The 12,214-nt window shown below is 74.0% G+C and carries 9 protein-coding genes; 4 read left to right on the forward strand and 5 right to left on the reverse strand.

What is annotated here, in order from left to right; translation table 11 throughout:
* The first annotated feature begins 145 nt into the window (after window positions 1-145).
* Window positions 146-781, forward strand: a complete 636-nt coding sequence (hpf, locus tag ACLQ2V_RS08260; RefSeq protein ID WP_425717797.1) for a ribosome hibernation-promoting factor, HPF/YfiA family — start codon at window positions 146-148, stop codon at window positions 779-781.
* Window positions 782-889: 108 nt separating this feature from the next.
* Here the strand turns inward: hpf and ACLQ2V_RS08265 are convergent, their stop codons facing one another.
* Together ACLQ2V_RS08265 and ACLQ2V_RS08270 are read right to left on the reverse strand one after the other, a co-directional pair.
* The gene (locus tag ACLQ2V_RS08265; RefSeq protein ID WP_425717798.1) at window positions 890-2,008 is read right to left on the reverse strand and encodes a GNAT family N-acetyltransferase; all 1,119 of its coding nucleotides are present in this window, start codon (window positions 2,006-2,008) and stop codon (window positions 890-892) included.
* Window positions 2,005-3,222, reverse strand: coding sequence for a GNAT family N-acetyltransferase (locus ACLQ2V_RS08270; protein WP_425717799.1), 1,218 nt, complete (start codon window positions 3,220-3,222; stop codon window positions 2,005-2,007). The genes ACLQ2V_RS08265 and ACLQ2V_RS08270 overlap by 4 nt, the downstream gene beginning before the upstream one ends.
* 161 nt (window positions 3,223-3,383) lie before the next feature.
* Between ACLQ2V_RS08270 and secA the strand changes: the two genes are divergently transcribed.
* Complete coding sequence (gene secA / locus ACLQ2V_RS08275) at window positions 3,384-6,308, forward strand: preprotein translocase subunit SecA (protein WP_425717800.1); 2,925 nt, start codon at window positions 3,384-3,386, stop codon at window positions 6,306-6,308.
* 315 nt (window positions 6,309-6,623) lie between these two features.
* Here the strand turns inward: secA and ACLQ2V_RS08280 are convergent, their stop codons facing one another.
* Window positions 6,624-7,250: an Rv3235 family protein gene (locus tag ACLQ2V_RS08280; protein WP_425717801.1), complete on the reverse strand. Its 627-nt coding sequence runs from the start codon at window positions 7,248-7,250 to the stop codon at window positions 6,624-6,626.
* A 99-nt stretch (window positions 7,251-7,349) separates the two neighbouring features.
* Window positions 7,350-7,577 carry a helix-turn-helix transcriptional regulator gene (locus ACLQ2V_RS08285; protein WP_425717802.1) on the reverse strand — a complete coding sequence of 76 codons (228 nt, stop codon included), beginning with the start codon at window positions 7,575-7,577 and terminating at the stop codon, window positions 7,350-7,352.
* A 208-nt stretch (window positions 7,578-7,785) separates the two neighbouring features.
* Between ACLQ2V_RS08285 and ACLQ2V_RS08290 the strand changes: the two genes are divergently transcribed.
* Window positions 7,786-8,295, forward strand: coding sequence for a DUF6912 family protein (locus ACLQ2V_RS08290; protein ID WP_425717803.1), 510 nt, complete (start codon window positions 7,786-7,788; stop codon window positions 8,293-8,295).
* Window positions 8,296-8,420: 125 nt separating this feature from the next.
* On the opposite strand, the gene ACLQ2V_RS08295 is transcribed toward ACLQ2V_RS08290, so the two are convergent.
* On the reverse strand, window positions 8,421-9,626 hold the full coding sequence (locus tag ACLQ2V_RS08295; protein WP_425717804.1) for a hypothetical protein: 1,206 nt from the start codon (window positions 9,624-9,626) through the stop codon (window positions 8,421-8,423).
* Window positions 9,627-10,406: 780 nt separating this feature from the next.
* Between ACLQ2V_RS08295 and pruA the strand changes: the two genes are divergently transcribed.
* Window positions 10,407-12,035 (forward strand): L-glutamate gamma-semialdehyde dehydrogenase, encoded by a 1,629-nt coding sequence (gene pruA / locus ACLQ2V_RS08300; RefSeq protein ID WP_425717805.1) that lies wholly within the window; start codon window positions 10,407-10,409, stop codon window positions 12,033-12,035.
* The last annotated feature ends 179 nt before the right edge of the window (window positions 12,036-12,214 follow it).

The following is a 12,214-nucleotide window of genomic DNA, read 5'->3' on the forward strand; positions in this document are numbered from 1 at the left end:
TCGGGGGTAGGAAGAAATTCCCACCAGCCCCCGGCGGTGAGAGGAGGTGCAGCCGCACTGACCCGGTCGACGCCGACGGGATCTCCCGACCAGGGCGGGCGACCGGGATTTCCGGATCGAAGGCCATCCGACGAGGGAGGTCCAGATGGACATCGTGGTCAAGGGCCGTAACGTGGAGGTCCCGGAGCACTACCGGGTGCACGTCGCGGAGAAGCTCGCCAAGATCGAACGGTACGATCACAAACTTATTCGTGTTGATGTCGAGTTGTTCCACGAGCGGAATCCCCGCCAGTCCGACCATTGCCAGCGGGTCGAGATAACGTGCATTTCCCGTGGTCCGGTGATTCGGGCCGAAGCCTGCACCGACGATTTCTACAGCGCGCTCGACGCCGCGATCGCCAAGCTCGACAACCGACTGCGCCGGGCGGCGGACCGCCGCCGGGTCCACCGGGGCCGACACGCGCCGATCTCCGTGGCGGAGGCCACCGCCGACCTGCCGGTGGCGGTCCTGGACACCCCCGTCGCGGCCCTCGACGGCGCGGGCGCGGGCACGGCGACCGCCGTCGCCGAACGGGTCGAGGAGGAGCACGACGACCAGCCCTGGCACATCGCCCGCGCGAAGGTCCACCCCGCCGAGCCGATGACCGTCGACGACGCCCTGTTCCAGATGGAACTGGTCGGGCACGACTTCTATCTCTTCCACGACAAGGAGTCCGGCCGCCCCAGCGTCGTCTACCGCCGGCACGCCTACGACTACGGCATCATCTCCCTCGACGCCTGATCCCGGCCCGCCGCGCCGGCCCGGCGGTGGTGTGGCCCACCCACACCGCCGCCGGACCGGTCAGCGCAGGCCGCCGCCGGACCGGTCAGCAGGCCGCCGCCGGACCGGTCAGCGCAGGCCGGTGGGGAGCAGGGCGAAGACGAGGTCGTCGAGGCGGGTGCCGGCCGGGCCGGGCAGGCGGCCCACCAGCAGCCCCTCGCGGTGGAAGCCGACCCGCTCCAGCACCCGGTGCGAGGCGCTGTTCTCCGGCACCGTGCCGGCGGTCAGCCGGGCCAGCCCGGCCGGCCCGAACGCCCAGCCGGCGAGCAACCGGACGGCCCGGGTGGCGTGCCCCCGGCCCCGCCACGCCGGCAGCAACGCGTAGCCCACCGAGCCCTCGCCGGCGCTCGCGTCGGTTATCGACAGCCCGCAACTGCCCGCCGGCTCGCCCGTCGCCGCGTCGACGATCAGCAGCCGGGCGATGTCGCCGGTCAGCCAGTTGCTCTCCGCGTCCCGGCAGCGGCGCTGGACCGCCTCCCGCGTCGGCGGCACCGGCGGTGCCTGGTTCGCCACCACCTCGGGCCGGGTGTGCAGCCGGAACATCAGCTCCGCGTCGTCGGGGGCGAGCCGGCGCAGGGTCACCACGCCGTCGGTGAGCCGGCCGTCGGGCAGGTCGGGCAGCGCCCGGGTCGTCGGGCCGGGCGGGTCGTCGGCCAGTCGTACCCAGCAGAGCAGGTCGTGCCGGCCGCCGCCGGAGCGGTCCGGGCTCGCCGCCCGGCGTACCCCCTCGGGGTGGAAGCCGGCGGCGAGCGCGACCCGCTGGCTGGCCGCGTTCTCCGCGCGGGTGAGCAGCTCCAGCCGGGCCGTGCCGTGCGCGAACGCCGCCGTGGCCAGCGCCCGGGTCGCGGCGGTGGCCACGCCGCGACCACGGGCGGCCGGCGTCACCCAGTAGCCGATCTCCGCCTGCGTCCGCGCCGGCACCGGGTTGCTCAGGCCGACGCAGCCGAGCAGCCGGCCGGTCGCCGGGTCCGCGACCGCGTACGCGACCCCGCCGGCGGCCCGGGCCGCCGGGGCGCCCTCGGTGATCCACGACCGGGCGTCGGCCTCGGTGTACGGACTGGGCACCCCGGAGATGAACCGCTGGGTCAGCGGGTCGGCGCAGGCCGTCGCCGTCGCCGCGAGGTCGTCGAGGTGGAACGGCCGCAGCCGGACCCCGTCGCCCTCGACGACGTCGGGCAGCGCGCTCACGCCAGGTCCTCGGGGAGCAGGGCGGCGACCCAGGCGTCGGCCCGGTCGCCGGCGCGGGTGGGCAGCGCCGCTCGGGCGACGCCCTCCATGGTGAAGCCGACCTTCTCCGCCACCCGCCGGGAGGCGGTGTTGCCGACCAGCGCCCGCCACTCGACCCGGGCCAGGCCGAGGCTGGTGAAACCCCAGGCGGCCAGGGCAGCGGTCGCCGCCGGCATGTACCCGCGCCCCCGGGCGTGCGGCGCGGTCATGAAGCCGACCGAGCCCTGCACCGGGTCGGCGGCGGCGATCCGCAGGTCGACCGAGGCGACGTAGCGGTCGTCGCCGTCGGCGACGGTGAAGTACGCCCCGGTGCCGCGCGCCCACGCCAGGTCGGCGACGTCCCGCTTGAAGCCCTCGGCATGCGCCCGCTGGTACGGCTGCGGCACGGTGCTCCACCGGGCGGTGTCCGGGTCGCGGCAGGTCTCGGCGATGGCGTCCAGGTCGCGCTCCTCGATCGGCCGCAGCCGCAGCTCCTCGTCGCCGACGGTGGCGAAGAGGACGGGCTGGGGGCGGCCGAAGACCGCCGCCCGGCGGGCCAGCAGGGTTCCCGGCCCGGCCGGGTCCGGCGCGCCCGGTGCCTGCGGCGCGCCCGGCGCGCCCGGCGCGTCCGGTGCCTGCGGCGCGGGCAGGTCGGCGGGGAGCAGGGAGCCGACCCAGGCCTCCGGTCGCCCGCCGGGCGACGGGTGGGCCAGCCGCAGCTCGCCGTCGACCCGGAACCCGGCGCGCAGCGCGGCCAGCCGGGAGGCGTGGTTGCCGATCTCGGCCTGCCAGATCAGCCGGCGCAGCCGCAGCGCGTCGAAGGCCCACCGGGCGAGCACCCGGACCGCCCGGGTGGCGACGCCCCGGCCGCGCGCCCACGGCGCCACCCAGTAGCCGATCTCGCCGGTCTCCAGCGCCGGGGTGACCACGACCAGCCCGCAGGAGGCCAGCAGCTCGCCGGTGGCGGCGTCGCAGACCGCGAACGGGGCGCCGGTGCCGTCCCGCCACGCGGCCTCGCTGAAGTCGGTGACGAAGCCGCAGGCGTGTTCGGGCAGGTAGGGGCGAGGTACGGTGGTCCAGCGCTGAATGTCCGGATCCTGGCAGGCCCGGTGCACGGCGTCCGCGTCGGCCGCCTGCCAGGGCCGCAGCAGCAGCCCGTCCTCGATGAGTTCCACAGGGGGTTCCACCCGAGCCATCGTGCCGGACCGTTCGCGCTGGGCGTAACCAAATTACCCACCGCCGGCCCCGCAGCCCGAGTGTTATGTCGCTTTCGGCGAATCAGAGCGCCGCCACCAGTGACCATCGGGCCGACGGAGCGCCTACGATGGGTCGAGACTGTCTAGGGGAGCGTTGATCCGTGTCGATTCTGGAAAAGGTCCTTCGCGCCGGCGAGGGTCGCATGGTGCGCCGGCTGAAGGCCATCGCCAACGCCGTCAACTCGATCGAGGACGACTACGTCAACCTCACCGACGATGAGCTACGCGCCCTCACCGACCAGTACCGCGAGCGGCTCGCCGACGGCGAGACCCTCGACGACCTGCTGCCGGAGGCGTTCGCCACGGTGCGCGAGGCGGCGGCCCGGGTGCTCGGCCAGCGGCCGTACGACGTGCAGGTGATGGGTGGGGCGGCGCTGCACTTCGGCAACATCGCCGAGATGAAGACCGGTGAGGGCAAGACGCTGACCTCGGTCATGGCGGTCTACCTCAACGCGCTCTCGGGCAAGGGCGTGCACGTGGTCACGGTGAACGACTACCTGGCCCAGCGCGACGCCGCCTGGATGGGCCGGGTGCACGAGTTCCTCGGCCTCACCGTCGGCGTGGTGCTGCCCAACCGGCCGGCGGTCGAGCACCGCGCGGCGTACGAGTGCGACATCACCTACGGCACCAACAACGAGTTCGGCTTCGACTACCTGCGCGACAACATGGCCTGGTCGAAGGACGAGCTGGTCCAGCGCGGCCACAACTTCGCGGTGGTCGACGAGGTCGACTCGATCCTGATCGACGAGGCCCGCACCCCGCTGATCATCTCCGGCCCGGCCGAGCACTCGGCCCGGTGGTACGGCGAGTTCGCCGGCGTGGTGGCCCGGTTGCAGCCCGGCAAGGACGGCGAGGGCGACTACGAGGTCGACTACGCCAAGCGCACCATCGCGGTCACCGAGCGCGGCGTGGCCAAGGTGGAGGACCGCCTCGGCATCGACAACCTCTACGAGTCGGTGAACACCCCCCTCGTTGGCTACCTGAACAACGCGATCAAGGCCAAGGAGCTCTACAAGCGCGACAAGGACTACATCGTCAGCGACGGCGAGGTCCTGATCGTCGACGAGTTCACCGGTCGCATCCTGCACGGCCGCCGCTACAACGAGGGCATGCACCAGGCGATCGAGGCCAAGGAGGGGGTGGAGATCAAGCAGGAGAACCAGACCCTGGCCACCATCACCCTGCAGAACTACTTCCGCCTCTACGAGAAGCTCTCCGGGATGACCGGCACCGCCCAGACCGAGGCGGGCGAGTTCAACAAGGTCTACAAGGTCGGGGTGGTCACCATCCCGACCCACCGGCCGATGGTCCGCCTGGACCTCCCCGACGTCATCTACAAGACCGAGAAGGCCAAGTTCAACGCGGTCGTCGACGACATCGCCGAGCGGCACCACGCCGGCCAGCCGGTGCTGGTCGGCACGGTCTCGGTGGAGAACTCCGAGATCATCTCGCAGCTGCTGCGCCGCCGGGGCATCCCGCACTCCGTGCTGAACGCCAAGTTCCACGCCAAGGAGGCGGAGATCGTCGCCCAGGCCGGGCGCAAGGGCGGGGTCACCGTGGCCACCAACATGGCCGGCCGAGGCACCGACATCCTGCTGGGCGGCAACCCCGAGTTCCGCGCCGCCGACGAGCTGCGCCAGCGCGGCCTCGACCCGGCGGAGAACGAGGAGGAGTACGCCAAGGCCATGGAGGAGGTGCTGCCCAAGTGGAAGCAGACCTGCGAGGCCGAGGCGGAGGAGGTCGCCGCCGCCGGCGGGCTCTACGTGCTGGGCACCGAGCGGCACGAGTCCCGGCGCATCGACAACCAGCTGCGCGGTCGGGCCGGCCGGCAGGGTGACCCGGGCGAGTCCCGCTTCTACCTCTCCCTGCAGGACGAGCTGATGAAGCGCTTCCGGGCCGGCGCGGTCGAGGCGGTGATGGAGCGCTTCAACATCCCGGAGGACGTGCCCATCGAGTCGAAGATGGTCACCCGCCAGATCAAGAGCGCCCAGGCCCAGATCGAGGGCCAGAACGCCGAGATCCGCAAGAACGTCCTGAAGTACGACGAGGTGCTCAACAAGCAGCGCCAGGTCATCTACGCCGAGCGCCTGCGGGTGCTCAACGGCGAGGACCTCTCCGACCAGGTCCGCAACATGATCGACGACGTGGTCGGCGCGTACGTGGTGGGTGCCACCAGCGACGGCTACGCCGAGGACTGGGACCTCGAGCAGCTCTGGACCAGCCTCAAGCAGCTCTACCCGGTGGGCGTCACCCTGGAGGAGCTGGAGGAGGAGGTCGGCTCCCGCGCCGGCATGGACCAGGACTTCCTGGTCGCCCGCCTCAAGGAGGACGCGCACGCCGCGTACGACCGGCGTGAGGAGCAGCTCGGCGAGGAGGGCACCCGTCAGCTCGAGCGGATGGTGATGCTCCAGGTCATCGACCGTAAGTGGCGTGAGCACCTCTACGAGATGGACTACCTCCAGGAGGGCATCAGCCTGCGGGCGTACGCCCAGCGCGACCCGGTGGTGGAATACCAGCGCGAGGGCTTCGACATGTTCGCCACCATGATGGACGGCATCAAGGAGGAGACGGTCGGCTTCCTCTACAACCTGGAGGTCCAGGTCCAGGAGGAGGAGCCCGAGGCCGCCGCCGACGAGGTCGAGCTGCTGGAGAAGCCGGTGGAGATCCGGGCCAAGGGCCTGGGCCGCGCTCCCGCACAGCAGGGCCTGCAATACTCCGCGCCCGCCATCGACGGCGAGGCGGGTGCCGGCTCGGTCGTCGTGGAGCGGCCCGAGGAGCAGGCCCCGCCGGTGCGGGCGCCCCGCTCGGAGAAGCCGGCCCGGCCGGCGGCCCCGCCCGCCACCGAGGCGTCGCGTCGACCGGCCGCCTTCGGCGGCAGCGGGCAGGCCGTCGCGGCCAGCTCCGCCCGTCGCACCGCCCCGGGCCAGGCGACCGCAAGCGGCGGCCCGTCGCGCAACGCGCCCTGCCCCTGCGGCTCCGGCCGCAAGTACAAGCGCTGCCACGGCTCCGCCAACGGCGGCAACTGACCGACCGACTGCTACAAACGGGCCCCGGCGACCGCCGGGGCCCGTTCCGTCTTCCCGCTGCCGCTGCCGCTGCCGCTGCCGCTGCCGCCCCGCCCCACCGCTGCCGCTACCGCTACCGCTACTGCTGCCGTTGCCGCTGCCGCCGCCCGCTGCCGCCCGCCCCGTCGCGCCTCGTCGTCCGCTGCCGGGCCTGCTCACTCGCCGGCCGGGGGTTTGATCGACTTCGTATGCGGCACGCGGGGGCAACGTCGGCCGGGCAAGCCGCCACGTGCCGCACATGAAGTCGATCACGAACCGCAGGCGGGTGCGGCGCGGTCAGACCACCTGCAGGACGGTGCAGAGCCACCGGCCGCGCCGGTGTTCCAGGCGTACCGCCAGGGCCCAGGTGCGCCCGGCGGCGCCGGAGAGGACGGCGGCGGCCTCCACCGCGGCGGGACGGGGCTCGCAGAGCCGCAGCCGGCGCAGCCGCACGGTCGGCCGGGTCGAGCGGCGGCGGACCGGGCCGGTGTTGGCCGCCGCCCTGGTCAACGCGTCGACCACGTCGGCCGAGCAGGCCGGCTCGCTCAACGGGCGGATCTGCCCGAGCGGACGGTACCCGTTGAGGACCTCCAGGCAGGTGGAGACGAAGCGCTGGACGGCGCGGGTCGCCTCGGGGGTGGCCGTGACCAGCGCGGTGAGCGGCGGGGCCGGCGCGGCGGCCCTGCCGGGGGTGGGGCGGGGGTCGCGCGGTCGCCCGCCGAGGGGCGGGCGGGGGTCGTGCGGGCGGCCTCCGGGGCGGGCGGGGGCGCGGCGGTGCGCCTCGAAGAGGTCGAGGGCCAACTGGGCGGCGACCGGCCGGGGCCAGCCCTCGGCCGGTTCCTCGGTGAACGGCGGGTCGAGCGGGGGCGCCGGCCGCACCCGGACCGGTGGACGGAGGGGCCCGGGTCGGCGGGAATCGATCATCTGTAACCCCCAAAGCTTGCGTTTGCTTTCGTTTGCCTCCGACAGCTTCGATTCTCGGACAGGGCGGGGCCGGGGTCAATGCCTGGGGCGAGGAGAGCGCTACTCGCCGTCGCGGTCGGTCAACGGATTGCCCCGGACCCACTCGGCGGTCTCGGCGTACTTGTGCTGGATGTACTCCTCCAGCCGGGCGCGCTCGACCCGCCACTGCCCCCGACCGCCGATCTTGATCGCGGGCAGTTCGCCGCTGCGCACCATGTGGTACACCTGCGAGTCCGACACGTTGAGCTCGGCGGCCACGTCGGAGAGCAGCAGGAACCTCGGCTCCACGGAAACTCCCGGTGTTGGGGTCGTTTGCTTCAGTTTGCCATCCGGTGCCGACACCGCCGCGCAGCGTCGGCCCAGCTCCGCGCCGTGCCGCCCGCGCGGCAACCTTCCGCCCCGGTGGGTGCGCGGTGTATGACGGTCACGGCGTACGGCATGATCGGCGCCCGGGTCGGCGCACGTCGGCCCGGAGGTGGAGCGGGGGAGACGACCGGTGACCGACGAGCTTGTCCGGGTGTACGTGCCGGCCATCGTGCCGATGCTGGCCCGCCTCCCCGAGCAGGGGCTGCCCGAGGCCGACGCCCACGCCGTGACCCCCGCGCTGCGCGAGTGGTACGCGGAGGGCGACGAGGAGGAGTTGGAGTACGTCGCGTTCGTCCGGGCCGCCCAGGATGCCCTGCTGCTGCTCCGCAACGACCCGGCCGCGCCCCGCCGCCGCGTCGTGATCTCCGTCGACGTACCCGCCTCGGCGCTGCGCCGCACCGACGACGAGCTCGGCTCCAGCGCGGTCCGGCTGGTCCGGCCGGTCCCCGTCACGGCGGTCGCCGCGCTGCACGTCGACGGCGACGACGCCCGCGACGACGTGGCCGCCGCCGCCTCGGTGGCCGCCGAGGCCCTCGCCGGCGACCCGGACGCCCAGTTCACCGTGGACGGGGCGGAGGATCACGACCTGGAGTGGTACGACTCCACCGAGCTGGAGCAGTTGCTGCGCGCCGCGTCCTGAGGGTGTGGCGCGTCCTGAGGACCGCGGCGCGTCCTGAGGGGCCTGGCGCAGCGTGGCGCGGGCGCTGTGCCTCTCGGGCGCTGCCCCCTCTCGCACTGCCCTCTCGGCGGCCGTGACCGGGCCGCTCAGCGGGTGGGCGCTGGCTCGGTGGCCTCGTCGGTGGCCTCGTCGTTGGCGTCGTCGTCGACCGGAGCGGGGCCCAGGGTGCGGCCGAAGGCGATCAGCGCGGTCAGCGCGCCGACGAAGAGCACCCAGATCCCGTTGTCGATCCGGGAGGTGCCCAGCGAGGTCTGGGCCACCGCGTCGGCCTCGCTCAACGCGCCGGCCAGATCGAGCAGCGACCGTCCGCCCACCCGAATGATGATCTCAGCGAGCAGCAGGAGCAGGCCGGGCCCGGCCCCGGCCAGCAGGTAACCGGGCCAGCGGGGGGACTGGGCGGCCGGGTCGTACCGCCGCGCGCGCCGCCGGGCCCAGGTGAGGTAGCCGAAGGCCAGTAGCCCGGCCAGTAGCCCGGCCAGCAGGGACTCCGTCCGGGACACCCACTTCGCGGCGGAGATCAGCGACTCCTGGGTGTCGCCCGCGCCGAAGAGGCCGGAGAGCGGGTCGCGGGCCCGGCTGAACGCCACCACGAAGATCAGTGTGCCGAGCGCGGCGGTGACGACCGCGCCCGCGACCCGGCTGCTGCCGGCCCCGGCCACCGCGCCGCCGATGATCGCCGCCGCGGCGGCGCTGCCGGCGATCACGTTGGTGGTCGAGTTGTCGAAGTAGGTCAGGTTGATCACCAGGGCCGCGACCAGCCCGACCAGCAGGCCGGCGCCGACCGCGACGACGAAGCGCAGGGTGGCCCGGTCGATACCGCGCCGCGCCAGCAAATTGGTCGCCGCGAGGGCGACCGCCGCGCCGGCCACCAGCGCGGCCGAGATGACCCCGGGCAGTGCGAACGCGGAGAGGCTGATCGCGGTGACCCCCGCCTCGGCGGAGGTGATCGCCGCGCGGGTCGACCAGAGCATCGCGGCCAGCCAACCCACGGCCAGCGCCGCCAGCACGACGGCCCCGGGGGCGCGCGTCGGCGTCGTACCCCCGTCTGCGGCTGTGGTCGGCCCGGCGCGGTCGTCGCCCGCCCAACGGGCCTCGGCGGAGGTGCTGGGCTGCGCTGCCGCCGGGCCGGCGCGGTCGCCACTGGGCGTGCCGGCCGGGGTGCTGGGCTGCGGTGCGGCGGGCTGCGGTGCGGCGGCCGACGCGGCGGGGCCCGGCTGGTCGGCCTCGGCCGGGGCGTCCCGCACCGGCTGGTCCGGCTCCGCGGCGGTGGAGCTGCCGGGCTGGTTGCTCATCGTGTCCCCTTCGCGACGCCACGCCCGAAGGTCGGCCGGCTCTGGCGGCGCGGGGCGGGGCTGGTCACCGGCCATCCAGGGTACGCGTCGCCCGGGCCCCGCCTCCCATCCGAATCCCGCCGCCGCGCCGGACCTGCCGACAAACCCGACACATGCCGCCTCCGGGGCATGGTCCGCTGGGTCGCCCCAACCCCAAGGTGATCGATGCATCGCCATGCCGGTCGTTGGGTGCCCTTCTTGTCGCCAGGACGACAAGAAGGGCGCCCAAAGGTGGTGGCCCCTCGCGCCGAGGAGCCGCCCGCCCTGCGGCGGCGGCCTGCTGGCCCGTCCTCCCGCCGACGCGCTTGGCGTCGGCTCGGGCGGAGGCGCTTGGCGTCGGCTCGGGCGGGGCGTTCGGCGACGCGGTGGCGCGGGCGACGCGGTGGCGTTCGGCGACGCGGTGGCGCGGTGGCGTGCGCGACGCGGTCAGGCGGCGACGCGGGGGCGCGGGGGGCGACGGGCGAGTGAGTGATCGTAAGGAGCCGTCGGCCTTGAGAGTGGATTCCGTCACTACGAGAGCCGCCCGGTCGACGATTCGCAGGGAGCGGTCGGCCAAAGGGGCGGTGGAGCGGGGCCGGGGTGGGGCGGCGCGGGGGGCCGCGCGTGGGAGAATCGGCGGCAGGTCCCGCCGCCGCGACCGGCCCCACCGCGCGGTGCCCGGCGACCGGCCGCCCCGGCCGGCGTCCTGCGGGTCCGATTCCGCCACCGAGCCACCGCAGCCGAGATCGCCAGGAGCCTCCGATGGACGCCGTGTTCTCCGTACCCGAGCCGCGCAACGAGCCGGTCCGCACCTACGAGCCGGGCAGTGCCGACCGGGAGCGGCTGCAGCGGCGGCTGACCGAGCTGGCCGCCGAGCGCATCGACCTGCCGATGACCGTCGCCGGCCGGCAGCGGATGGCCGGCGGCGAGTCGATCGACGTGGTGCAGCCGCACCGGCACGCGCACGTGCTCGGCGTCACCGGGCACGCCACCCACGACGATGCCCGCGCCGCCGTCCGGGCCGCCAAGGAGGCCGCCCCGATGTGGCGGGCGCTGCCGTTCGAGGAGCGCGCGGCGATCTTCCTGCGCGCCGCCGAGCTGCTGGCCGGGCCCTGGCGGGACACCCTCAACGCGGCGACCATGCTCGGTCAGTCCAAGACGGTCGTGCAGGCCGAGATCGACGCGGCCTGCGAGCTGATCGACTTCCTCCGGTTCAACGTGAGCTTCGCCCGGGGCCTGCTGGAGGAGCAGCCGCTCTCCTCGCCCGGGGTGTGGAACCGCTTCGACCACCGCCCCCTGGAGGGCTTCGTCTACGCGGTCACCCCGTTCAACTTCACCGCCATCGCCGCCAACCTGCCCTCCGCGCCGGCCCTGGTCGGCAACACGGTGGTCTGGAAGCCGGGCCCGACCCAGCAGTTCGCCGCGCACTTCACCATGCGGCTCTTCGAGGCGGCCGGCCTCCCGCCCGGTGTGATCAACATGGTCACCGGTCGGGGCGAGGAGGTCTCCGACGTGGTGCTGGCCGACCCGGACCTGGCCGGCATCCACTTCACCGGCTCCACGAAGGTCTTCCAGCAGCTCTGGCGCACCGTGGGGGAGAACATCCACCGCTACCGGGGCTACCCCCGGCTCGTCGGGGAGACCGGCGGCAAGGACTTCGTGGTCGCCCACTCCAGCGCCGACGCCGACGCGCTGCACACCGCGCTGATCCGGGGGGCGTACGAGTACCAGGGCCAGAAGTGCTCGGCGGCCTCCCGGGCGTACGTGCCGAGGTCGATCTGGGAGGGTGGGCTGCGCGACCGGCTGGCCGCCACCGCGGAGTCGCTGACCTACGGCGACGTGACCGACTTCGGCAACTTCGGCGGCGCGGTGATCGACGCCAGGGCGTTCGACCGGCACACCGCCGCGCTGGAGCTGATCAACGGTGACGCCTCCTGCACCGTGCTGGCCGGCGGCACCGCCGACGACTCCGTCGGCTGGTTCGTCCGCCCGACGCTCTTCGAGTGCGCCGACGCGGCGCACGAGACGTTCACCACCGAGTACTTCGGGCCCATCCTGGGCGTGCACGTCTTCGACGACGCCCGCTTCGACGACGTCGTGGCCCAGGCCGAGTCGATCGCCCCGTACGCGCTGACGGGGTCGATCTTCGCCACCGATCGCCGGGTGGTCGACGCGGTGGCCGAGCGGATGCGGTACGCGGCCGGCAACTTCTACATCAACGACAAGCCCACCGGGGCGGTGGTGGGGCAGCAGCCCTTCGGCGGCGCGCGGGCCAGCGGCACCAACGACAAGGCCGGCTCGTGGCACAACCTGGTCCGTTGGATGTCCCCCCGGACGATCAAGGAGACCTTCGTCCCACCGACCGACCACACGTACCCCCACATGGGCTGACGCTCCCGGCGGAGGGCTCCCGCGCTCCGCGCGGGGCCCGCCGCGCGGGCGGCGGGGGCCCTCGGTGCGGTGCGTGAGCGCTCCCTCAACGGACTGTCGCCGGCCGACAGTGCACATAGGAAGACCCCGGAGGTGGCGAAAACGTCAAATCCTGGACGTCGGGTCTGCAAAGTGGCAGC

The organism is Micromonospora sp. DT233, from assembly GCF_049841815.1.
In the GTDB taxonomy this organism is placed as follows: Bacteria; Actinomycetota; Actinomycetes; order Mycobacteriales; family Micromonosporaceae; genus Micromonospora.